This window comes from Ruminiclostridium cellobioparum DSM 1351 = ATCC 15832 (assembly GCF_000621505.1).
Taxonomy (GTDB): domain Bacteria; phylum Bacillota; class Clostridia; order Acetivibrionales; family DSM-1351; genus Ruminiclostridium; species Ruminiclostridium cellobioparum.
Genome location: NZ_JHYD01000023.1, coordinates 87,664 through 111,740 on the forward strand (window position 1 = coordinate 87,664; position 24,077 = coordinate 111,740).

Consider the following 24,077-nt stretch of genomic DNA (forward strand, 5'->3'; position numbering starts at 1 on the left):
CTGTTTAGTTTATTTCAGATAAATAACTTGAATATGGTAGTTATAAATGCACCTATCAAGGCGGATACAGGAATGGTAATTACCCAGGCCCAGACTATGTTTCTTACAAGGGACCATTTAACGGCCGACAGTCTCTTTGAGGCTCCCACACCCATTATTGATGATGAAATAACATGCGTGGTACTGACGGGGGCTCCAAAATGTGTCATGGTCTCTATGACAATGGCAGCACCTGTTTCGGCAGCAAAGCCTCCGATAGGCTGCAGCCTGATCATATTGACCCCTATGGTCTTGATTATTTTCCAGCCTCCGATGGAGGTTCCCAAAGCCATTGATAATGCACAGGCCACCATAACCCAGGGCTGTACACCCGTATGACCACCGTTCAGGCCTGCACCTACCAGAGCCAGTGTTATGATACCCATCGATTTCTGCGCATCGTTATTACCGTGGGAATAAGCCATAAATGCCGCAGATATTATCTGTAATTTTGAAAACCATTTGTTTATGAATCTCGGGGTTAAATTACGGAGTAGTTTGTACAATAAGGTCATAAATAGAAAGCCTATACCAAAACCAATAAACGGCGAGGTTACCAAAGGCAATACCACCTTCTCCCAAACTCCCTGCCATTTTACAATGCTTATTCCCCCTGAATAGGCAATTGCAGACCCCACCAGCGCTCCGATCAAAGCATGTGACGAACTGCTGGGAATTCCGAAATACCAGGTTATCAAATCCCATATAATTGCAGCGATAATGGTCGCAATTATTACATATTGGCCTTTTATCATATCGCCGTCCACCAAACCATTGGTTATGGTATGGGCAACTTTGCTGCTGGTCAGTGCACCTACGAAATTTAATACTGCCGACATAAGTATTGCCTGTCTTGGAGACAGCACTCTTGTTGAAACAGATGTAGCGATAGAATTTGCAGTATCGTGAAAGCCGTTTATAAAATCAAATCCTAGTGCCAATACGACAACAGCCACCAATGAAACACTAAGCATTTTTCATTACAACCCCTTCTACTATATTTGCAACATCTTCACATGCATCTATTGTATTTTCCAGTAATTCGAATATCGCCTTCCATTTTATTACTTCAACAGCATCGGTTTCAGACATGAACAAACTGGCCATGGCATCTCTGAAAATGGTATCTGCTTCATCTTCAACATTGTTCACTTCAATAATTTTGTTCTGAAGCTGCTTGCTTTTCTTCATATTCTTTACTTCAATCATTACATTTCTCAGTTCACCTGTGGCCTTTACAATCAACTTTGTAAGAGTAAGTGCTTCGGGCCTTACTTCCTTAACGTTGAACATGCTGAAGCGGTGAGCCGCGCTCTCAATATCATCGGTAATGTTATCAAGTTCTTTGGCAATGGTAAAAATATCTTCCCTGTCAATAGGAGTAATGAAAGATTTGTTAAGTTCATTAAGAATTTTGTGAACATAGCTGTCACATGCGTGCTCAGCTTCTTCAATGCTCATGATCTTTTCGTTGACATTGATATAATTGTGTGTCAAATCATCAAGCAGGTTTGCTGCCTTACAGATGATTTCACAAGTCTCAATAAAATAGTCAAAAAATATCTCTTCCTTAGCTGTAATTCTAAACATTGTGGGGTACCTTCTTTCGACAAAATATAACATTTAACCGTTACCATTATATAGTATTGTTAACTAATTTACAATAAAGTTAACATAGAATTAACAAAGCCAGGTATTGGCTGTTTTGATGCAATAAATGATTATTTAGGAGCATATAAATAGAGTTCCTAGAAAAACGTATTTTATAGGAACTCCTTAATTTATTTATTATGAAATTATTGATACTTTATTTTAATATCCTTTTCAGATAATTTCCCGTATAGGAGCCTTCAACCTTTGCTACCTGCTCAGGAGTACCCTGGGCAATAATGGTACCGCCTTTGTTTCCTCCCTCAGGGCCCAAGTCCAAAATATAATCGGAGGTTTTGATAACATCCAGATTATGCTCGATAACAACTATGGAATTGCCTGCATCCACAAGCCTCTGGAGAATGTCTATAAGTCTGTGCACATCGGCAATATGAAGTCCGGTGGTAGGCTCGTCCAATATATAGAGAGTACTTCCGGTACTTCTTTTGGACAGTTCGGTAGCAAGTTTGACCCTTTGGGCTTCTCCCCCCGACAGGGTGGTTGAGGGCTGCCCTACCTTGACATAGCCCAGACCGACATCATATAGTGTCTGCAGCTTTCTTTGAATTTTAGGTATGTTTTTGAAAAAATCAAGTGCATCCTCTACAGTCATATTGAGAACATCAGAGATACTTTTCCCTTTATATTTGACCTCCAGTGTCTCCCTGTTGTACCTCTTTCCTTTACAAACTTCACAAGGCACATAAATATCGGGAAGAAAATGCATTTCTATTTTTATTATACCGTCTCCGCTGCAGGCTTCACATCTGCCTCCCTTGACATTGAAGCTGAATCTTCCGTTCTTGTAGCCCTTCATTTTTGCTTCTGTGGTAGCAGCAAAAACCTCCCTGATGAGATCAAATACTCCTGTATAGGTAGCAGGATTGGATCTCGGTGTCCGTCCAATGGGCGACTGGTCGATGTTTATAACCTTGTCCAGGTTTTCTACGCCATTTATGGCATCATGGGCCCCAGGCCTGGTTCTTGCCCTGTTCAGCTGCGCTGCCAGGCTGTTGTATAATATCTCGTTTATAAGTGAACTCTTACCTGACCCTGATACTCCCGTAATTGAAGTTAAAACTCCAAGGGGTATTTTGGCATTGACCCCTTTGAGGTTGTTTTCCCTTGCCCCCAGAATTTCAAGCCACTTTCCATTGGGTTTTCTGCGTTTTTTTGGAACCTCGATACTCTTTCTGCCGCTGAGATACTGGCCTGTCAGGGACTCCTCACACTCAAGTATCTTTTCCAGCGGACCTTCGGCCACCACATTTCCTCCATGGATACCTGCGCCGGGTCCCATGTCTATAATGTAATCAGCGGCATGCATGGTGTCTTCGTCATGCTCCACCACAATAAGGGTATTTCCCAAATCCCTCAGGCGGTTCAAGGTGGTCAGCAGTCTTGCATTATCCCTCTGATGCAGTCCGATGCTGGGCTCATCAAGTATATACAAAACTCCCATCAAACCCGAGCCGATCTGTGTTGCAAGCCTGATCCTCTGTGCTTCCCCGCCTGATAAGGTCCCGGCAGCTCTGGAAAGGGTCAGATAATCCAATCCGACGTCCACAAGAAACCCGATCCTGGCATTTATTTCCTTCAAAATCTGGTTTGCAATCATTTTTTGTCTTTCGGTCAGATCAATATTTATGAAAAAGTCCTTTGTGTCTGCAACAGACATGGTGGACAGCTGGTGAATATTTTTATTTCCTACGGTCACAGCGAGACTTTCGGGCTTCAACCTGGCGCCGTTGCAGTCAGGGCATGGAGTATTACTCATGAACTGCTCGTAATACTGCTTCATACCTTCCGACTGGGTTTCCTTGTAGCGTCTCTCAACTACATTCATTACGCCCTCAAATGCGGCCATATAAGATCCGCTGCCGTATTCTCTCTCATATTCTACTTTTATTTTTTCACCCTTTGTCCCGTAAAGTATGATATCGAGTATTTGGGCAGGAAGCTTATGAACAGGAGTGTTGAGTTTAAACTTGTAATGCTTTGCCAAAGCATTGAAAATCATCCTGGTATAGGCATCTTCGCTCTCCACATTCCAGCCCGAAACCGTAATGGCTCCGTCGGCGAGAGACAGGGATCTGTCAGGTATCACAAGATCGGGGTCCACTTTGAGCAGATTGCCCAGTCCCGTACAGGTAGGGCAGGCCCCAAAGGGATTGTTGAAGGAGAACATCCTTGGTGTGAGTTCTTCAATGCTTATGCCGCAATCTCCGCAGGCAAAATTCTGGCTGAAAAGTATTTCTTCCTTTCCGACAACATCTATGATTGCAATGCCGCCGCTTAAATGAAGTACAGTTTCCAGCGAATCGGAGAGCCTCTTCTGTATATCCTCACGGATAATAAGCCTGTCCACCACAATCTCTATATTGTGCTTCTTGTTCTTGTCCATGGTGATTTCGTCATTGATGTCCAGCACCTGTCCATCGACTCTGATCCTGACGAAGCCGCCTTTTTTGGCATCCTCTATAAGCTTGTGGTATTCTCCCTTACGCCCTCTGACAACAGGTGCAAGCAATTGGATCCTTGTGCCTTCCTCAAAGGAGAGTATCTGGTCAACCATCTGATCCACCGTTTGCTGAGTTATCTCTTTCCCGCATTTGGGACAATGGGGTATACCTATTCTTGCATAAAGAAGTCTGAGATAATCATGAATCTCGGTTACCGTTCCGACAGTGGAACGGGGATTTCTGCTGGTAGTTTTCTGATCTATGGATATGGCGGGTGATAAGCCGTCTATGTAGTCCACATCAGGTTTTTCCATCTGGCCCAGAAACTGTCTGGCGTATGAGGACAGAGATTCGACATACCTGCGCTGTCCCTCTGCATAGATGGTGTCAAAAGCCAGCGAGGATTTTCCCGACCCGCTGAGACCGGTAATAACAACAAATTTATCCCTTGGAATCTCAATGTCCACATTCTTTAAATTGTGCTCCCTGGCACCTTTTATGAAAATATTGTCCCTTATCATTTTTAAGCTCCATTTCTGCTTCATAAGATAAACATAAATTTCGGTTACTGTTTACCTGATAACACTATTTCTATAATAAATATTAAATTTTACACTACTGTAAATAAAATCCTGCATAAATTTTATGCATTTATATTATATCAAAATAAGAAAAGAATGCAAACATTTGTTCGATAATTTCTAAAATTTTATTCTATTGAATAATTATGGAATAGGCATGGATTAATTAAGCGGTCTATTGATCAACTTTGCATTGATATTATCTTAAACATCTGTTATAATAGCTTCGGATAAAAAGTATCCATATAATTTCATATTGTAAGGTATTGGCAGATAATTGATAATTCTTGACGGCATTATTTTGATAGTTTGCTTATACCTGAACGGGGAGCTGAAAATTGATTCGGCTGAGATAAGTATATTTACTTAAAACCCTTTGGAATGCTCTGCATTCCATGTACCTGATCTGGGTAATGCCAGCGTAGGAAAGCTTGTTGTCATGCTGCATTTTTCCAAACAGGTATGGCATTTTTTATTTTAAGGAGGAGTTTACCATGAAAAAAATGTCTACCAGAATGTTGGTGGAGGCGGGCATTATGATTGCCTTAGCCCAAATATTGAGTTATGTTAAGATTTACGAGTTCCCTTACGGAGGTTCCGTGACAGCTGGAAGCATGATACCCATAGTGTTGTTTTCCATGAGGTGGGGAAGCAAAAATGGATTACTTGCGGGCTTTGTTTATGGAATACTGCAGTTCGTATTGGGACCCAAATATTCATACCATCCCCTGAGTGTTCTGCTGGACTATTTGCTGCCCTTTGCAAGTATTGGACTTTCGGGATTGATAAGAAAGAACCTGCTGACCAATATGGCAAGTATCACCATAGCTATGTTAAGCAGATTCATTTTTCATTTTATTTCAGGAATTATTTTATGGGCACCCACGACCGGAGAAAATGTATACTTATATTCCCTGATTTACAACGGAAGCTATATGCTGCCTGAATTCCTCATTTCAGCAGTAATAATAGCCGCATTGTACAAACCTTTGAAAAGATTCTTATATGAAATAAATACTTAGAGATGTAAAAGGGAGGGATGCTTGGGCGTCCCTCCCTTTTACCGAATCCCATTTATTTGTACACCGGCAGGATCTACTTGCACTGCTTATTAAAATTATTACTGTTATAGAATTTTCTCTCTATAATATGATACAGATCAAACCGCCGCTGCCCTCATTTATTATTTTCTGCAATGTTTCCTGCAATTTAAGCTGAGCATCCTCAGGCATTCTGAACAGTTTATTCTGCAAACCTTCATTGACAAGTTCATGCAGTGATTTTCCGAATATATTGGACTCCCACAGTCTTGCCGTATCATTTTCAAATTCTCTGAGCAAATATGTAACCAGCTCTTCAGACTGCTTTTCGGTGCCAACCAGCGGGGCTATCTCAGTTTCAATGTCCGCCCTTATCATATGTATTGACGGAGCGCTTGCTCTGAGCTTGACTCCAAACTTGTTACCCTGCTTGATAATTTCAGGCTCCTCAAGTGTGAGCTCCTCCATCTGAGGTGAAACCATCCCGTAACCCTTCACCTTGACCTCGTGCAGCGCATATTCAACTCTGTCATACTCCTTTTTGATTCTGGCAAGATCCTTTATAAGACTGATTAATTTATGCTCACCCTCTATTTCCATGCCGGATTCTTCGCTGAGTATCCTGTACAGCAGACCGTCAGTCGTTGAAATGTCTACAAGAACCGAACCTTCTCCTAGACTGACCCTGTCAATTACTGACCTCTTTATGAAATCATATGCTTCAAAATCCGGCATAGCCAGCTTTATATCTCTTATTTTTCCCGCCGACTTAAAGGTTTCCCTTATGGAATCAAGCATATTGGCCTTAAGCCAGTGTGAATCCTCCAGAGCCTCAACCCATCTTGGAACGTTTATACCGATTTCATATATGGGGAATTCATACAGGATTTTTTCCATTACCGAATCTATATCATCTATTCTCATTTGCAGACAATCCATGGGAAGAACAGCTACCCCATATTTCTGCTCCAGTTCATCACGGAGTCTGAGAGTTTCAGGATCTCTTGGCCTGGTGGTGTTGATTATCACAACAAAGGGTTTGTTAATGGACCTCAGCTCAGTTATTACCCTTCTTTCGGCATCTATATAATCTTCCCTGGGGATATCGGCGATGCTTCCGTCTGTGGTAACAACCACACCTATTGTGGAATGCTCATTTATTACTTTTTTAGTTCCTATTTCGGCTGCCTCTTCAAATGGAATCTGGTACTCGTACCATGGTGTCGACACCATCCTGGGTGCATTGTTCTCAAGATGCCCCATGGCCCCTCTGACCATATACCCCACACAATCAATCATTCTTACTTTCAATTGTACGTTTTCATCAATAACTACTTCTACTGCCTCGTTGGGGATGAATTTAGGTTCAGTGGTCATTATGGTTCTTCCCGACGCACTTTGTGGAAGCTCATCTATTGCCCTTTCCTTCTGGTATGCGTTCTCTATATTGGGGATAACCAAAAGATCCATAAATCTCTTTATGAATGTTGACTTTCCCGTCCTTACAGGTCCCACTATACCTATATAAATATCCCCTTGAGTTCTTTCAGCTATTTGCTGGTAAATATTGAATTTTTCCACGCTTAGAACCCTCCCCTATATTGCTACACGCCCAAATAGGACTATGTATTTTGTCACTTTCAATATTAAATATATGTCCGAAAACAGTTAATATTACAAAAATAAATTTGCAATCAAAAAATTATTCGTAAAAACTAAAAAGGAGCCCACATCTGCTTTCGTGATGTGACAGCTCCTCATTATACCAATTAAATTCATTATTTACATTTCGGTTTTTTTGTCCCTGGTCATAAGATCTCCGACCGCATATCTCGGATCCTTGCCTTCAAATAGAATACTGTAGGCTTCACTGGTTATGGGCATTGACACGCCCAGCTTTCTGGCAAGCTCATATGCCGGTTTTGTGGTAGCAACACCTTCCACTACCATATTGACCTCATCAAGGGCTTCCTGGACAGACTTGCCCTGACCTATCAATATGCCCGCTCTTCTGTTTCTGCTGTGCATGCTGGTACAGGTAACAATCAGGTCCCCCACTCCCGTAAGGCCTGAGAATGTATCGGCATTTCCGCCCATTGCCACACCAAGCCTGGAAATTTCAGCAATACCTCTTGTCATCAGCGCGGCCTTTGTATTGTCCCCAAAGCCCAGACCATCCGATATGCCGGCACACAGGGCTATAATGTTCTTGAGGGCCCCGCCCAGCTCAACTCCTATTACATCAGTGTTTGTATACACCCTGAAGTTAGCTGTCATAAACAAATCCTGCAAAAATTTTGCTATTTCCAAATTCTCAGACGCAGCCACTACAGTTGTGGGTATATCTCTTCCGATCTCCTCGGCATGGCTTGGCCCCGACAAAACCGCTATATTGTTATTCGGCAGCTCCTCCTGCATAATTTCCGATAAGAGTTTACAGCTGACATCCTCTATTCCCTTCGAACAGGTTACAACAACCGTATCCTTTGAAATCAGACCTGCCAGTGTTTTGCAATTCTGTCTGGTAGTCTGAGATGGAACTGCAAGCACAACAACTTCTGCATTTTTTACTGCATGTTCGATATCTGTAGTAAATTCAACACTATCCGGAACTTTTACTCCCGGCAATCTTGTCACATGCTCCCTATTTGCCTTTAACATGTTAATTTCATCTTTCATCGGAGACCAGAGGCTTACATTATTTCCGTTTTTCGATAACAGGACCGCCATGGCTGTACCCATACTCCCGGCACCGACTACTGCAACATTTCTGTTCATATTAACCTCCATGAGCCGCTTAGCGGCCACAAAATTGTAATGAAATCTCTTCACTCCCTCATCCGCTATAAGGCGAATAAAGGAGGTTAATTGGCCATTATATAAAATTACATTATAAATAGATTTAACCATTGGTTTTTTTCTTCTGACCCAGCTTGGCCTCAGAGCCGCTTAGCAGTCTTCCTATATTTGCCTTATGTCTGGCTACGGCCAAAACAGCCAGAACAGCTGAAAAAGCAATAAATATTGTGCTGTTTCCTTTTATTGCCGCACCTATGGGAAAAGCAACCGAGGCTATTATTGAGCCCAGGGAAACATATCTTGTAATTGCCACAATTACAGCAAATATTCCAAGCAGGATCAATCCAAGCTTCCAATCCATCATCAATACAACTGCAAAAGAGGTAAGTATTCCCTTTCCACCCTTAAACCCAAAGTAAACAGGCCAGTTATGCCCTGCTATAGCGGCTATTCCGGCTGCCATTCCGCCTATGCCTGCCAGATCAAGAGTTATGGATTCTGGTATTGAACCAATAATAATATTTCCTAAAAGGTATGATATAACACCCTTTAATATATCTCCGGCAATAACCATCACAGCTGCCGCTTTTCCCAGTGTCCTGAGGGTATTGGTCATTCCTGCATTGCCGCTGCCGTGCTTTCTGACATCGGTGCCGTAAAATTTGCCGACTATGAGCGAAGTGTTCAAGCTTCCCAACAGATATCCTATTACAACAACAGCAACCAGCTTAATTACAAATAATCCCATATACATCCACCATTTCCGCCTTTACAGGCTTTATAACTTAATATCCGAAGGAGAATTCTATTCTTCCTTGTTCCGCTGTCTGTGAATAAATTTAATAGGTGTACCTTCGAATCCAAAGTTTTTTCTCAATTGATTCTCAAGATACCTCTCATATGAATAATGGAAAAGCTCCAGATCGTTCACAAATACGACAAAGGCAGGTGGTTTGATTCCCGCTTGCGTCATATAATAAATCTTCAGCCTCTTTCCTTTGTCGGAGGGCGGCTGAACCATTGCTGTCGCTTCATTGACAAGGTCGTTAAGCATTCCCGTGGAAATCCTGAAGGCTGCCTGATCCGCAACGTATTTTATCAATTCGTAAATTTTATTGACTCTTTGCCCCGTTTTGGCAGATATAAACAACACCGGTGCATAAGTCATGAAACCTAATTTTTCATGTACCTGCTTTCTGTATTCTTCCAGAGTCCCAGTCTGCTTTTCAATCAAATCCCATTTGTTTATTACTATTATAGACGCCTTGCCCTGCTGGTGTGCATAACCGGCTATTTTGGTATCCTGCTCGGTAACACCGTCCTCGGCATCTATCATTATGAGGCAGACATCAGCCCTCTCTATTGCAGTCCAGGATCTGATGGTACTGTACTTTTCAATGCTTTCATTTATCTTTGCCCTTTTCCTGATACCCGCCGTATCAATAAAAGTAAATTTCTGCCCGTCGTTTTCCACATGTGTGTCAATGGCATCCCTGGTTGTTCCGGGGATATTGCTTACAATAACCCTTTCCTCCCCAAGTATGGAATTTATTAATGAAGACTTTCCGGCATTTGGTTTTCCCACCACTGCTACTTTTATAACATCCTCATCTTCTTCGTTATCAATATCTTCGGGGAAATGTTCAAAAACAGCGTCAAGCAAATCCCCCATTCCAAGACCGTGAACAGAAGATATTACCACCATATCTCCCATGCCGAGGTTATAAAATTCGTATATTTCAGGCGGCGGGTCACCTACCCGGTCAACCTTGTTAACAGTCAGAACAACCGGCTTCTGGGACTTTCTAAGCAGGGTGGCCACTTCCTTGTCAGTAGCTGTCATGCCGTCCTTCGCATCCACCATAAATATTATAACATCTGCAGTCTCAATGGCAATTTCAGCCTGCCGCTTCATCTGCTGCATTATTATGTCCTCTGAATACGGCTCAATTCCGCCTGTATCTATAAGGGTAAATTTCTTGCTTCTCCATTCAATCTCAGTATATATCCTGTCTCTGGTAACTCCAGGAGTATCTTCTACAATGGAAATCCTGCTTCCTGCAAGATAGTTAAAAAATGTTGATTTTCCCACATTAGGCCTACCAACAACTGCTACTACGGGTTTTCCCAAACCTTACACCTCCGCGTCTTTTATAAAAGCTTCCGATATAGCTTTACAAAGTCAAGCAAATACCTGGATTATTATTTGCTTTATTTGCCAATCAATGCATTGACTAATGCTTCTTCACTTGCTGTACCCACAGGCCAAAAAATTATTTTAATATCATATTACTTTACTTCAGGTCCGGGATATCCGGATATTATTTCTTGTACCAATTGTAATATAATTTTTTTGACAAGTCTACCTGCGGCAATACTTATATGCCCGTTTTCCAATGGAATAATGCCTTTTTTTACACAACCTTTTTCTTTTAATAGAAATCAAAAAGCAGCAAGAGTAATCCTGCTGCTTTAATGACATATTATTATTTAGCTTCTACTTTAACTACCTGTTTGCCATCATAATATCCACATTCACCACATACCCTGTGAGGCAGCTTGAAAACATGACACTGTGGGCAGCTTACCAGAGTTGGCGATGCCAGCTTCCACTGGGATCTTCTCTTACCTGTTCTTGCCTTGGACCATCTACGCTTTGGATTTGCCATCAATAACACCTCCCTACTATAATGCAACCATCAAGAAATAATCAAACAATAAACCCTACATTTTTCAAGGCTATTCCTTGAAAACATACTTTATTATTTAATTACTTCCAGTAGAAACCTACTTGAAATAATCTTTAAGAATTTCCATTCTTGGGTCTACTATTTCGTGTTCATCACAATTACAATTTTTTATGTTCAAATTGGTACCACATGTCTTGCATAAGCCTTTGCAGTCTTCACTGCAGATTATTTTCATAGGCAGTGCAAGGATTATGTTGTCCATAAGTGGCTTATCAATGTCCACAACATTACCTTCAAATGTATATGCATCAACATCATCGGATTTGGAAACCTCGACAAAGCTCTCTTCTACCTTGATATCGGAAACAGTATCAACCCGTTTCAAACACCTGAGGCAATTCGCACTAAATTCAAAATGAAGGTCACCACTTAACTTTAACAGGCCACCCAAATTAACGATGCGCCCTGTGAACTCAAACGAAGGTTTGAATTCTACTGAAGTATCATACTCCCGTAATTCCGGCAGATTGTCACTAAAATTGACATCTATTCCGGCCCCTTCAGTTTTAATAATATCAGACACATTAACTCTCATTAGTAACCTCTTAAAAACCGACAACTGATATTATACTAACTAATACCTCTTTTGTCAATAATTCAATTTCGGTAATTTCAAATGATTTTTTGATCCCCGGATTTATGTCCGGGCCCATCAAATTTATACTCAACCCCCGCATTGAAGGTTGAGTATATCTTTATTATTACCAATATTCCGATATCTATATATTCGTATCTATATAATAATGTAGAAATTATTTCAGAAGCCTTACGGTTTCTCTTGCAATGGCAAGTTCTTCGTTGGTCGGAATAACAAATGTCTTAACAGTAGCACCCGGTGCACTGATATCGATTTCCCGGCCCCTGATCTTATTCTTGTCAGGATCGATTTTTATTCCCAGGAAGTCCATATTGTCAAGGATTTGGGTTCTTATGGTTGAGTTGTTCTCCCCTATGCCGGCTGTAAATACAATTGCATCCACGCCGTTCATGACCGCAATGTATTCACCGATAAACTTCTTGACACCATAAGCAAATATTTCAAGAGCCAGCTGGGCTCTTTTGTTTCCTTCTTCGGCAGCAGTGTGGAGATCTCTGAAATCGCTGCTTACGCCCGATACACCAAGTACGCCTGATTTCTTGTTCAGCAGCGTGCTTATACCTTTAACGGTGAGATCCTCCTTTTCCATCAGATAGGTAACGACCTCAGGGTCAATGGTACCGCTTCTGGTCCCCATTGCAAGCCCCTGCAGCGGCGTAAAGCCCATGGAGGTGTCAACCGACCTGCCCCTATCCACCGCACAGATGCTTGATCCGTTGCCAAGGTGGCAGGTGATGATCTTCAATTCACTTAAAGGCTTTCCGAGCAAGTCGGCAGCTCTTTCGGAAACATATTTATGAGATGTGCCGTGGAAACCATATTTTCTGATGCCGTATTTCTCATAAAGCTCGTAAGGTATGGCATAGAGATATGCATAATCGGGCATTGAGCTGTGGAAGGTTGTATCAAACACTCCAACCATGGGAACATCAGGCATTATCTGCTGACATGCTTCAATACCTACAATATTTGGCGGGTTGTGAAGAGGAGCTATATCAATACATTCTCTTACAGCGTCCATAACCTTTTCGTTTATAACTGCTGAGCTGTTGAACTTTTCTCCGCCGTGAACTATTCTGTGTCCGACGGCTGAAATTTCAGACATGCTCTTTATTACACCTATCTTTTCATCTGTCAGCGCAGCTATAACAGCCGCAATTGCATCTTTATGATTCTTCAGGACTTTACTTATTACTACTGCTTCTTCGTCTCCCTTTGACTGCTTGATAAATGAATTTTCAATACCTATTCTGTCACAAAGTCCTTTTGCAAGAACTGCTTCATTGGTCATATCGATGAGCTGATACTTTAATGAAGAACTGCCTGCATTAATAACTAAAACCTTCATTTATATTTCATCTCCCTAATTAATTATTTGATTGCTGAATATTTTTGATTGATCAAAACTTTATTTTAGATAAAAGTTACATAATATTGTACTAAATATTATATTGTACCAAACTATTGTATCAAAATTACATATTTTGTGCCTGCACACAGGTAATAGCTACAACTCCAACTATATCCTCCGCACTGCAGCCTCTTGAAAGATCGTTTACAGGTCTTGCAAGCCCCTGGATTATCGGGCCGTAGGCATCAGCCTTTGCAAGCCTCTGTGTAAGCTTGTATGAAATGTTCCCGCAGTTCAGATCAGGGAATATCAATACGTTCGCTTTACCTGCAACAGGGCTTCCGGGAGCTTTTGACTGTCCCACCGAAGCAACTATGGCCGCATCGGCCTGCAGTTCGCCATCAAGCTGAAGTCCCGGAGCCTTTTCTTTTGCGAGCTTTGTTGCTTCTACAACTTTTTCGGTCAATTCACTTTTTGCACTTCCGTAGGTTGAATAAGAGAGCATTGCCACTACAGGCTCGGCCTGAACAAGACTCTTGAAGGATTTTGAAGAAGCGATTGCGATTTCTGAAAGTTCCTCGGCATTTGGATTTTCAACAAGTCCGCTGTCACCATACACAAATACACCGTTTTCACCGTATTCACAGTTTGGAACAACCATTATGAAGAAGGCTGAAACCAGTTTTGCTCCGGGAGCTGTTTTTAATATCTGAAGTGCAGGTCTCAAGGTATTTCCTGTTGAGTTTATAGCTCCGGCAACCATTCCGTCGGCCGCACCCATTTTTACCATCATTATACCGAAATACAACACGTTTTCACTCAACAATTTTCTTGCCTGCTCTATTGTCATTCCCTTGGCTTTTCTGAGTTCATACAAAGTATTTACATACTCGTCAAATTTATCAAAATCAGCAGGATCTACAATCTGCGCCTTTGAAATGTCCAAATTACCTGCCAACTTCTTTATTTCATCCTTGTTGCCAATGAGAATAATGTTTGCTATTCCTTGCTCCTGAATCATTGCGGCAGCCTTAATAGTTCTGATATCCGTACTTTCCGGAAGTACTATTGTTTTGATATCACTTTTTGCCCTACTCACAATCTGCTCTAGAAAATTCATACTACTGTTCCCCTTTCTTGTACAGAAAATATTACTTGATTTAAAATAAATAAGCTTTAAATATTAGCTCAAATCCCGGCTTTTCTTACACAATTATTTCAATATTTCGATATTTAAAGTATTTCAATAATTAATGCATTTTATTTTATTACCTGGTCATATAACCTGAAACCAAGTATATTCGCCACTTTTATTATATACAACTTGTTCATTGTATACAAGATTAAATTTCATAGGATTTATTTTGATTAATTATGCAAATTCCCCAGATTGAATTCACAAATAAACCATAATGATATAAACTATATATAACAAGGTACCTTTACCTCGTTGAAACGCGCATAAGGTAAGAAAATTTTTCTACAACCGAAAAATTTTCAAGAACGTGAAACGTTCTTTTGAACCCATGCGTTATAATCTACCTTACGAAAGGACAGGAAAAAGAACACATGGAAAAAAAGCTGCTTTTGTACGCAACTTCGTTTTTTTGCGGAATGTCCGTAATGGCTGTTGAATTAAGCATTTCAAGATTATTAGCTCCAACCTTCGGAACTTCCCAGATTATTTGGACGGTCATAATAGGTCTGATAATGATTTCTCTAAGCATAGGCAATATTCTGGGCGGCAGGTCGGCCGACAAAAATAACAGCCTTAACAAATTGTACATGATTATATGGGGTGCCGCCCTGTGGATCGCAGTCATTCCCTTTATCGGCAAATACGTTATCATTGCTATTACCGGGTTATTGGCATTGTTCTTCTCAAATGACCTGCTGGTCACGGGTACTGCAATATCCTGTCTTGTTCTGTTTTCGGTTCCTTTGGTAGGTCTTGGCATGGTTTCTCCCTATCTGGTGAAGCTGGGTGTGACCGATCTTGAAAATGCGGGCAGAACCACCGGCAAGATTTATGCCATGAACACCATCGGAAGTATAATAGGAACATTTTTACCTACATTTGTTACAATTCCTTATATTGGAACCAATAAAACCTTTTTGCTGTTTTCTTTAATATTGAATCTCATTTGTTTGAGTTATTTCTTAATCAGGAAGATAAGACCCATTAAAGTTATAATCAGTTCGCTGTTGGTTTTTGTACTGATTTTCCTTCCCCTTTCCAATTCATACGCCTTCTGGAAGGATTGTATCCTGGAAGACGAATCGATTTATAATTATCTCCAGGTCTCGGAGGACGAGGAAGCGGTTTATCTCTCCACAAACGTGGCTTTTGGAGTACAGTCGGTATACAGGAAGGACAACAAGCTGTCGGGCCTTTACTATGACTATGCGCTCATGGCACCTCAGTTTTTAAAGGAATTCAGTCCGGACAATAACCTGGACCTGCTTATACTTGGCAATGGTACGGGTACATATGCCAAGCAGTCCAGGATATATTACAAAAATGTAAAAACCGATGCGGTTGAAATCGATCCGAAAATTGTAGAGCTCTCAAAGAAATACTTTGGAGTAACCGAGGATGAGGCCACTGTCTATGAAACCGACGGCCGTACTTTCCTATCGGACAGGAATTGCAGAGAGTATGATGTAATAATGGTGGATGCCTACCATGACATAACCATCCCTTTTCATATGACGACAAAGGAGTTCTTTACCGAAGTATCGAGTCACCTCAAACCCGGAGGTGTGATCATACTGAATATAAATATGAAGTCAAAGGGCGATAACCCTATAAATCAATACCTCAGCCAGACTGTTAAAAGTGTCATGAACAAAGTTTATACCTGCGATATAGCCGGTACCACCAATGTTATGCTATTTGCCTCAAATGATGCAGATATGGTCAATAACTTTGATATTAATACAGGTAAGTTTGACAGTCAGAATCCCCTTCAGAGAGTTTCACAATATGTACGTCAGAATCTCCAGGAGGTTACCGGTTCGGAGCTGGTATTCACCGATGACCTGGCTCCTGTTGAAGTTCTGGGACAAAGTCTCCTGAACGATATCGTCAAAGATGAACTGGCCAGCTTCAAGGATATGATAAATTTTAAGGAAAAAGGGTTGCAGGGAATCTTTGATATGCTGAAGTAAAAAGGTCTCATAAAAACATCACAACCTTTTATCCCGGCCGTTTCCATAGCAAAAAGACCTATGCTTGCTGTGGAAACCAGCTATAGATTCCAATAAGTTGCCACTGTATATATTAGCTCCCCATATAGCAGACAATACCAATAAACCCATTACCAATACATAATATACAATAATGCCAATCATATTGCTGCTTTTTGAAAATGAAGAAAATAAAACAAACACACTGTTAAATGTATAGCAATCCACAGAGGAAATACCTGCCAGACTCATAATAAGCGGGAGCCCCAAAATTACGGTTGACACTGACATACAAACTGACTGTTTCTTTACAAGCAGTGAGATTAAAAATATTAACGCAGTAATCGCAATACATCCGGCAATCCGAAATAAGTTATCCAAAATAACAAAATATAAAATATTTATACTTAAGACCGAATTTTTAAAAATGCTTATGCTCTGTATTGGAGCCGTCCAGGTTTTTATATCATACCGAATCAATAAATTTATATAATAAGGCATATTTACAAAAACCATAAGGAATACGGCAGTTATGCAGCCTATGATCCCTTTATATGCAAATAACCGCAGCCTTCCGTTGTATGTACTTTTACAAACCCTGACCATATCGTTTTTATATTCCATAGGGAATATGTTAGTCAAACATAGAACAAGTAAAAAACTGTAAAATAAACCATTATACAAATCCCTGCTTCTATTATTAAATATATAGCTTGACGACAGCTCACATATAAAACTCCCGTTAATATCTTTTTCTTTTTTCAAACTCACAAGGTATTGATATTGTTTTTTTAACCTCTCAAATCCAATCCGCTTTTCAGCGAAAAGGGTAATTTTATTTAATTCTTCTTTATAGAAAGCTTCGTCTATTAAACCATCTTTATATGAATTTCTGAGCTTTTGCAACTCTGATGGAATATTATCGAAGCGTTTTTGCTCTGCCTGAATGAACTCTTCTTTTTCTTCTGTTAACTCTCCAGCTAAAGAATCTACATAACCTTTATATACGGCGGTATCTTTAGGCATAAGAAGCGGAGATGTATCTATATTTTGATATCCTATAATCAGAACTGCAAAAAATATTAATATTACCTTATTTGAAATAAATACTTTATATGCTTCATGCATGAACAGGCTTGTAGTGCCAGCAATCCTTTTTCTTTTTATGGAGAACCTGTTTAAAAGTTTCTGGAGTATACTGTTTGAAAACGTATAATTCTTTATGTATGCATATATGGTCAAGGAAACTGTAATAACAATTAATACTAAAAACATATATAATGAAGCATGCGTCTTGCTTATTGGAAATCCGAAAAAGTTAATATTTGAGTATTCCCCATATAAGGCAGATACATCAAAGAAGGAAAATAAATTTATGTATTTAAGCGTATTGATATAAGATGCAGGATGTATAAATGTATGGCATATATAACTCAAACCAACAAATACTGTCAAAACCAAATATATTAATTTAGGTTTTGAAAAAATATTGAATATAGCTGCAAAAACAAATGAGGTAAGAACAGTTACTATAATCTTGGTAAAAATAAATAATAAAATAAACTCTTTAACGGTCAACAAGAAGCTGCAATCTCTAAAGTAACTCATTGACTGAACATAACGTGATAAATCTCCAAATTCATAAAGCCTATTACCAATAAACAATATGCTGCCATAGAATATAAAGGAAAAAAACGTAATTGTAAATGTCAGAACCGCAAGTTTTGATAAAATTACAGGTGTATGTCCGTTTTTTGCGGCTTTGGTCATGGTAATAAGACCGCTTTCTTTTTCCATTAAGAATATGTAAACACACAGCAGGAATATTATGGCAGCAATTGACATGTCTGTGAATTTAAATTGCGTTGCGGATAAAATTCCCGTATCATCATCTCCAAGCTTTAATTGGATATCTTTAAGATGGCTGAAGTCATGAGGGGTTTTTATGATATTCCTGTATGAAAAGGTTCCCTTTTTATTAAAAATGGAAACGCTTCGCATATTTTCAGCTTTTTCTGCCATAGAATCAATAAAATCGGGATAGCTGAGAATATATTTCAACTGACTGTTCAACAAGGCAAATGAAGCCAGGCAGTCATCTAAATAACTATTATCCTCCATGTACCTGCTATCAGCATATTTTTCTAAAAGTTCATTATAAGATATTGAGGTTGAAGATAAATTTAAAACAGGAGATAACTGCTCTTCAATAGCCTCTTCCGGAATTTTACCTATCCTGAGGTTTTTTATAATTGACAATGCATACAGCTCATTTCCCTTTTCTGTTATTTGGGACAGTGCCTCACTTGCAGATAGTTGGGAATACTCCTGTAACAGATTGTCATATTCTCTTGGAAGCAGAATATCCTTATTGCTTTGCTCGTTTATATACAGGTAGCAGTTAACAGTATACAAAATAAGAACAAATATCAGCAGAAACTTTTTGGACAGCACTTTATAAAACTCATATTTCAGTAAACGCATTTTGTACCCGTCTTTCCTCATTAAAGTCATTAAAAAGATAAAGATATAAATCCTCCAGATTTGGCAGTGCAGGATTGGCGTTCAGCTCGGCAGGCAAATCATCTCCTACTATTTTTACTGTTATAAGGTTATTTTTTTCTCCTACTATATTGCTGACCATATACAGGCTTTGTATCTGCTTTAGTTTTTCCACCTGTATGTGCGCCAGCCAGACCTTGTTTTCCACCTGTGATAGAACTTTTGACGGAGTGTCCTGGAGAATAAGTTTGCCCTGCTTAATAAATATAACTTCTTTAGCGGCATATTCTATATCCGATACAACATGAGTAGCAAATATAACAATTTTATCCAGGGCAATTTCACTAATAAAATTACGGATATGTACTCTTTCCTTTGGGTCAAGACCTGCCGTAGGCTCGTCCAGGATCAGTATTTCAGGATCGTTCAGCAAAGCCTGAGCAATTAATATTCTCTGCTTCATACCCCCTGAAAATGAACCCAGCTTTTTATACGCATCCTTTTGCAAATTGACCAAACCAAGCGCATACTCTATTCTTTCTTTCGCCGCCTGCTTTTTCAAGCCCTTCAGCGCAGCCATATACCATAAAAAACGATTTGCAGTAAAATCATCATATAAGCCCTGGTGCTGGGGCATATACCCTAGTATATTCCTGAAGGCTTTTCCCATCCTCTTGATGCTTGTACCGTTAAAAGTTATATCGCCCGAATCAGCCTTAATATTATCTGTTATTATATTCATGAGAGTGGACTTTCCTGCTCCGTTAGGGCCCAGAAGCCCGTATACCCCGGCAGTAAGGGATGCATTGAAGTTATCAAGGGCCTTTTTATTACTGTTTTTATAGGTTTTTGTTATATTGCTAATTGTTAGTACCATCCGGCTTTCTCCTAGTTTCTAGTTCTCAATATTTAAATCATTCCCTGTTACAATAGCAGGTGTCATACGGTCTCTATCTATTTCAAAGAAGGGTTTTAATTCTATTTTTCCAGACCCAAACTGCTTTTTGTCGGCATAAAATATCTGAAACTTATCCTTATTGCCTGAAATAATAAAGAGGTGCTGATCTCCCCCGCAAAGTACCGAGCTGTTATCATTTATAGATCCGGTATGTATGCTGTCTATAACCTGGCCGTTACCGTCCAGCACTCTGAGCTTTTGCTGCTCCTTTGGTTTTGCATCTGCCGACCATATTATGTCATTTGAGTATAAATACTGCCGGTCTGCTAAAAATACACTGTCTTTGTCAATATTAAAAGTTTCTTTCTTATTACTTCCATCCAAATCACAAACGAAGGAATTTTTTGCTTGTACTGTTCCATCTGCATTACATTTTGATACCGAATAATATATCTTCCCGTTATATATTGAAGGGCATGAAGCAAGCTCCAAATCATCAGAACCTATATCGGTAAAAAGTCTGCCGGCTTTTCCGGTAAGAATATCATATCTCATTTTTATATTAGTAAAGCTTTTTTTATTATGAGCAAATTCAAAAAAATATAGATTATCTCCGTAGCACATTAAATCCTGGATATGTCCGCCTTCAAGGGAGCCTGTATATATGGTTTCAGGCTTTGCATTGAACTTATTCATATCAAATTCTTTAATACTGTAAACAGACTTCTGATTTTTATCATAGGCAGTCTGTTCATAGTATAACTTGCCGCGATGGAATGCCAGAGATGTCGGCTTAACATCAAATTTTAAAATACTTTTCCTTTTGGTCCCGTCAGAAGACACTTCCAAAAACTCAGTTTCCTGCCTGCCTTTACCTAATATGGTATTAATGACATAAATATTGCCATCATAATAGGCTATAAACGGTGATGAGCCATTACTAAAGAAAGCATTGCAGTTATAAACTTTTTTCGGGTCGATCTCCTTATCATGCACACAATTTGGTTTATTGCATAAAATCACAGGCTTCATGGTCTGCTTGTCGGCATAGTACAGATAATAACCGCTGAAAAAGTAATACCCGTTCTCTGTTTCAGCCATAATCGGAGTTGCCCCCTGCCTGAAATACATATATTGAAAGTCCTGCCCTTCTATATAAGTATTTTCTGTATATTGGCTGTTTCCACAGCCGTATGACATAATTAAAAATATCATTAAGATTGCTATAATATATATGTTTTTTAGGTACTTTTTCATAAGTCCCCCTGTTTACAAAAGGATAAAATTCAGAGGTTGCTGTAAGACATTTAACAGCAACCTCTGAATCAGTTTTAATTAAAACATTTAATCAGAAGCTTCCTATGGAAGAAACATCATACCATGAGCTGGAAGCAGCGTAAACACCATGTGTTCCTATCGCTCCAAGGTTCCTTACACTATAATGGTCAGCATTGACATATGCAGTTACTGAAGAGGATGGATAGCTGTTATCTGAACTAACTATATAAGTATCCTGGTTAAATCCATACTTATATTCAACTGACGCAGTGCAGAGAACCGATGAGGAAGCAGCACTTGTAGTTGCAGAAGCAGAGTCCGTTCCAAAAGATACGGAACCGGTACATTTGATTTGTCCACAATACCCGGTTACAGGTGACTTTGCAAAAATACTAAATGATGACATTGCTAAACAGGTAACCAATAAACCTATTCCCAATATTTTTTTTATTTTCATGTTAATGACCTCCGTAAAGTAAATTTTTATTAGTTATAAATCCACTGCAGTGATTAAACCATTCTTACTATAGCAGTTTTGTGCTTATTTGTCAATAAATCCCATTTGCTTTAATGCTAATGACTAAATATGCCTTAAATCTGCTTTATTTTTGAAAGTAGAATATGCTTTTTCGTTAAACAAAGTTGAAGTAAATTCATTGAAACCTTGACACATATTATTTCAAAATAATATAATATAGAACAACCTATTAATTTATTAGCAATGACGATAATAAGTACTTCTTTAAGTTCTTAAAGTCAATTGTGCTGCAATTGACCTGCAGAGAGCCGGAGATGGTGGGAATCCGGTAAGAACACTGATGGAAACAGGTATCCGAGCTTCGGGCTGAAGAAACATTTATCAATCAATTCTCCAATGGTTTCAAGAGAATCAAAGCGGATTTGACATTAAATGAAGTAAGCCTGACGGTTTGCTCCCGTTACAGAGAGAGGAATGAACAAATAATAATGGTGATTATTATTTGTCCGTTCTGTAAAGTGGGCTTTGCCAAGCACGGTGGTACCGCGGAAGTTAAACCTTTCGTCCTGCATATGGACGGAAGGTTTTTTGGCGTATAGGAATTTTAACTTTTTATTGAAAGTCTATTTACTGTTAATCCTGAGTTTGGGGTGGTACACTAGAATATCCCAATTATATAAATTCCTATACGCGGGGTTTGAAAAGGGGAATCCCCTTTCCGGTTTCAGGAGGGTGCTCAGAAATGTGAAACATTTCGTCGAAGGGAACCTAGGGTTCCCTAGCGAAAGAAAATTTGCTTGCTATGAAATAAGAACTAAAAAACCAAGCGAAGCGAATTTTTCTTGTTATATCCGGCGCAGACAAATGTGGTTACGCCACCTTTGTTCTTAATAAAAATAATACTATATTACGGAAAGGAGTTAGATACCATGCAAACCAGAACCAGATTTGCACCAAGTCCAACCGGTTACATGCACATCGGCAACTTGAGAACCGCGCTGTATGAATATTTGATAGCCAGAAAAGAAAACGGAAAGTTTATTTTAAGAATAGAGGATACTGATCAGGAACGTTTTGTTGAAGGTGCGGTTGATATTATTTACAAGACTTTAAAGCTGGCCGGACTTGTTCATGATGAGGGTCCTGATATCGGCGGAGCTTACGGTCCCTATGTGCAAAGTGAAAGAAAGGGCATGTATCTGGAATATGCCAAAAAGCTGGTTGATTTAGGCGGAGCATATTACTGCTTCTGTTCCAAGGATAGGCTTGCCGCCCTTAAGGAAGAGCAGGAGACTGCCGGCCTTGGCCACAGATATGACCGCCACTGTCTCAATCTTTCCAGGGAAGAAATCCAACACAAGCTTGCCAATAATGAACCCTATGTCATCAGACAAAAAATGCCTGACACAGGTACAACCAGCTTTGAAGATGCAGTTTATGGGATAATTACTGTTGACAACAGCGAGCTTGACGACCAGATTCTCATAAAGACCGACGGGCTTCCCACCTATAACTTTGCCAATGTTATAGATGACCATCAGATGGCTATTTCACATGTTGTAAGAGGTAATGAGTACCTGGCCTCCACACCGAAGTACAATCTCTTGTACCAGGCATACGGCTGGGATATTCCCACCTATGTACATGTTCCATTGATATTGAAGGCTTCAGGACAAAAACTCAGCAAGAGAGCCGGAGATCCTTCCTTTGAGGACCTGGTTTCCATGGGTTACCTGGTTGAGGCAATAGTAAACTATGTGGTCCTCCTTGGCTGGAGTCCCGGAGACAACAGAGAGATTTACTCTCTTAAGGAGCTGGAGGAGATTTTCGACATCAAGGGTATCAGTAAATCACCGGCTATCTTTGATATAAACAAACTTACCTGGATGAATGGCGAATATATCAGAAAAATGCCCGTTGAAGAGTTCCACAAACTGGCTCTGCCCTATTATGAAAAAGCCATAACCAACAAAAATATTGACACTATAAAGCTAAGCAAATTGCTGCAGCTAAGGACCGAAATCCTGACCACCATACCCGAAACTGTGGACTTTATTGATGAGCTTCCCGATTATGATATACAGATGTATGTTCACAAGAAGAGCAAAACCACCCTTGAGAATTCTCTGGAAAGCCTGAATTCAGTGCTTCCTGTGTTGGAAGCCATCAGTGACTGGAATTTTGATGCTATCCATGAAGCACTGTTTGCACATATTGAAGCTCTGGGTATTAAGAACAGTCTTATGCTCTGGCCTATAAGAACCGCTGTTTCAGGCAAGGCGGTTACTCCCGGCGGAGCTGTCGAAATAGCTGATATCCTTGGAAAAGAAGAAACCCTTAAGCGAATCGGAATTGGTATCGAAAAGCTGAAAAGCTGCTGATTATAAACACTATATATGCTATATAATACTGTAAGATACAAATCAGACAGTCAAAAAATTTGACTTATTATATATGGAGGT

General features: G+C 39.8%; 18 protein-coding genes. 3 read left to right on the forward strand and 15 right to left on the reverse strand.

Going from position 1 to position 24,077, the window contains the following annotated elements; translation table 11 throughout:
- Positions 1-14: 14 nt before the first annotated feature.
- The 3 genes from T344_RS0109050 to uvrA form a co-directional block, all read right to left on the reverse strand.
- A complete protein-coding gene (locus tag T344_RS0109050; RefSeq protein ID WP_004629955.1) occupies positions 15-1,013 on the reverse strand; it encodes an inorganic phosphate transporter in 999 nt (332 codons plus the stop codon).
- A complete protein-coding gene (locus T344_RS0109055) occupies positions 1,006-1,629 on the reverse strand; it encodes a DUF47 domain-containing protein (protein WP_027628436.1) in 624 nt (207 codons plus the stop codon). Before T344_RS0109055 ends, T344_RS0109050 begins: the two co-directional genes overlap by 8 nt.
- A 217-nt stretch (positions 1,630-1,846) precedes the next feature.
- The gene (gene uvrA, locus T344_RS0109060) at positions 1,847-4,672 is read right to left on the reverse strand and encodes an excinuclease ABC subunit UvrA (protein ID WP_027628437.1); all 2,826 of its coding nucleotides are present in this window, start codon (positions 4,670-4,672) and stop codon (positions 1,847-1,849) included.
- 554 nt (positions 4,673-5,226) lie between these two features.
- Here uvrA and thiT point away from each other — a divergent pair.
- Positions 5,227-5,754 carry an energy-coupled thiamine transporter ThiT gene (thiT, locus tag T344_RS0109065; RefSeq protein ID WP_004630236.1) on the forward strand — a complete coding sequence of 176 codons (528 nt, stop codon included), beginning with the start codon at positions 5,227-5,229 and terminating at the stop codon, positions 5,752-5,754.
- Positions 5,755-5,874: 120 nt separating this feature from the next.
- On the opposite strand, the gene spoIVA is transcribed toward thiT, so the two are convergent.
- From spoIVA to pta, 8 genes are all read right to left on the reverse strand, one after another.
- On the reverse strand, positions 5,875-7,353 hold the full coding sequence (gene spoIVA / locus T344_RS0109070) for a stage IV sporulation protein A (protein ID WP_027628438.1): 1,479 nt from the start codon (positions 7,351-7,353) through the stop codon (positions 5,875-5,877).
- A gap of 201 nt (positions 7,354-7,554) precedes the next feature.
- Positions 7,555-8,550: an NAD(P)H-dependent glycerol-3-phosphate dehydrogenase gene (locus T344_RS0109075; protein ID WP_027628439.1), complete on the reverse strand. Its 996-nt coding sequence runs from the start codon at positions 8,548-8,550 to the stop codon at positions 7,555-7,557.
- A 124-nt stretch (positions 8,551-8,674) separates the two neighbouring features.
- The gene (gene plsY, locus T344_RS0109080; RefSeq protein WP_027628440.1) at positions 8,675-9,319 is read right to left on the reverse strand and encodes a glycerol-3-phosphate 1-O-acyltransferase PlsY; all 645 of its coding nucleotides are present in this window, start codon (positions 9,317-9,319) and stop codon (positions 8,675-8,677) included.
- Between the two features lie 57 nt (positions 9,320-9,376).
- Positions 9,377-10,702, reverse strand: coding sequence for a ribosome biogenesis GTPase Der (der, locus tag T344_RS0109085; RefSeq protein WP_027628441.1), 1,326 nt, complete (start codon positions 10,700-10,702; stop codon positions 9,377-9,379).
- Positions 10,703-11,057: 355 nt separating this feature from the next.
- Entirely contained in the window at positions 11,058-11,240 is a 183-nt protein-coding gene (gene rpmF, locus T344_RS0109090) for a 50S ribosomal protein L32 (RefSeq protein WP_004622625.1), read from the reverse strand.
- Positions 11,241-11,358: 118 nt separating this feature from the next.
- Positions 11,359-11,856 carry a YceD family protein gene (locus tag T344_RS0109095; RefSeq protein WP_027628442.1) on the reverse strand — a complete coding sequence of 166 codons (498 nt, stop codon included), beginning with the start codon at positions 11,854-11,856 and terminating at the stop codon, positions 11,359-11,361.
- A gap of 217 nt (positions 11,857-12,073) precedes the next feature.
- Complete coding sequence (locus T344_RS0109105) at positions 12,074-13,267, reverse strand: acetate/propionate family kinase (protein WP_027628443.1); 1,194 nt, start codon at positions 13,265-13,267, stop codon at positions 12,074-12,076.
- A 127-nt stretch (positions 13,268-13,394) separates the two neighbouring features.
- Complete coding sequence (pta, locus tag T344_RS0109110; protein WP_027628444.1) at positions 13,395-14,390, reverse strand: phosphate acetyltransferase; 996 nt, start codon at positions 14,388-14,390, stop codon at positions 13,395-13,397.
- Positions 14,391-14,839: 449 nt separating this feature from the next.
- Here pta and T344_RS0109115 point away from each other — a divergent pair, with 449 nt between their 5' ends.
- On the forward strand, positions 14,840-16,441 hold the full coding sequence (locus tag T344_RS0109115) for a spermidine synthase (RefSeq protein ID WP_027628445.1): 1,602 nt from the start codon (positions 14,840-14,842) through the stop codon (positions 16,439-16,441).
- 18 nt (positions 16,442-16,459) lie between these two features.
- Here T344_RS0109115 and T344_RS30975 read toward each other — a convergent pair whose 3' ends face one another.
- The 4 genes from T344_RS30975 to T344_RS0109135 form a co-directional block, all read right to left on the reverse strand.
- Positions 16,460-18,718 (reverse strand): hypothetical protein, encoded by a 2,259-nt coding sequence (locus tag T344_RS30975; RefSeq protein ID WP_162178027.1) that lies wholly within the window; start codon positions 18,716-18,718, stop codon positions 16,460-16,462.
- Positions 18,719-18,923: 205 nt separating this feature from the next.
- A complete protein-coding gene (locus tag T344_RS27895) occupies positions 18,924-19,838 on the reverse strand; it encodes an ABC transporter ATP-binding protein (RefSeq protein WP_051571706.1) in 915 nt (304 codons plus the stop codon).
- 18 nt (positions 19,839-19,856) lie between these two features.
- Positions 19,857-21,116, reverse strand: a complete 1,260-nt coding sequence (locus T344_RS0109130; protein ID WP_027628447.1) for a hypothetical protein — start codon at positions 21,114-21,116, stop codon at positions 19,857-19,859.
- 91 nt (positions 21,117-21,207) lie between these two features.
- Positions 21,208-21,594 carry a hypothetical protein gene (locus T344_RS0109135; protein ID WP_027628448.1) on the reverse strand — a complete coding sequence of 129 codons (387 nt, stop codon included), beginning with the start codon at positions 21,592-21,594 and terminating at the stop codon, positions 21,208-21,210.
- Between the two features lie 950 nt (positions 21,595-22,544).
- Here T344_RS0109135 and gltX point away from each other — a divergent pair.
- Entirely contained in the window at positions 22,545-23,996 is a 1,452-nt protein-coding gene (gene gltX / locus T344_RS0109140; protein WP_027628449.1) for a glutamate--tRNA ligase, read from the forward strand.
- Positions 23,997-24,077 lie beyond the last annotated feature (81 nt).

What these genes read in the sequence shown, in the direction of transcription:
- T344_RS0109050 (WP_004629955.1), bottom strand. Translation starts at nt 1,013, where the DNA reads ATGCTTAGTGTTTCATTGGTGGCTGTTGTCGTATTGGCACTAGGATTT.
- T344_RS0109055 (WP_027628436.1), bottom strand. Translation starts at nt 1,629, where the DNA reads ATGTTTAGAATTACAGCTAAGGAAGAGATATTTTTTGACTATTTTATT.
- uvrA (WP_027628437.1), bottom strand. Translation starts at nt 4,672, where the DNA reads ATGATAAGGGACAATATTTTCATAAAAGGTGCCAGGGAGCACAATTTA.
- thiT (WP_004630236.1), top strand. Translation starts at nt 5,227, where the DNA reads ATGAAAAAAATGTCTACCAGAATGTTGGTGGAGGCGGGCATTATGATT.
- T344_RS0109075 (WP_027628439.1), bottom strand. Translation starts at nt 8,550, where the DNA reads ATGAACAGAAATGTTGCAGTAGTCGGTGCCGGGAGTATGGGTACAGCC.
- plsY (WP_027628440.1), bottom strand. Translation starts at nt 9,319, where the DNA reads ATGGGATTATTTGTAATTAAGCTGGTTGCTGTTGTTGTAATAGGATAT.
- rpmF (WP_004622625.1), bottom strand. Translation starts at nt 11,240, where the DNA reads ATGGCAAATCCAAAGCGTAGATGGTCCAAGGCAAGAACAGGTAAGAGA.
- T344_RS0109095 (WP_027628442.1), bottom strand. Translation starts at nt 11,856, where the DNA reads ATGAGAGTTAATGTGTCTGATATTATTAAAACTGAAGGGGCCGGAATA.
- T344_RS0109105 (WP_027628443.1), bottom strand. Translation starts at nt 13,267, where the DNA reads ATGAAGGTTTTAGTTATTAATGCAGGCAGTTCTTCATTAAAGTATCAG.
- pta (WP_027628444.1), bottom strand. Translation starts at nt 14,390, where the DNA reads ATGAATTTTCTAGAGCAGATTGTGAGTAGGGCAAAAAGTGATATCAAA.
- T344_RS0109115 (WP_027628445.1), top strand. Translation starts at nt 14,840, where the DNA reads ATGGAAAAAAAGCTGCTTTTGTACGCAACTTCGTTTTTTTGCGGAATG.
- T344_RS27895 (WP_051571706.1), bottom strand. Translation starts at nt 19,838, where the DNA reads ATGGTACTAACAATTAGCAATATAACAAAAACCTATAAAAACAGTAAT.
- T344_RS0109130 (WP_027628447.1), bottom strand. Translation starts at nt 21,116, where the DNA reads ATGAAAAAGTACCTAAAAAACATATATATTATAGCAATCTTAATGATA.
- T344_RS0109135 (WP_027628448.1), bottom strand. Translation starts at nt 21,594, where the DNA reads ATGAAAATAAAAAAAATATTGGGAATAGGTTTATTGGTTACCTGTTTA.
- gltX (WP_027628449.1), top strand. Translation starts at nt 22,545, where the DNA reads ATGCAAACCAGAACCAGATTTGCACCAAGTCCAACCGGTTACATGCAC.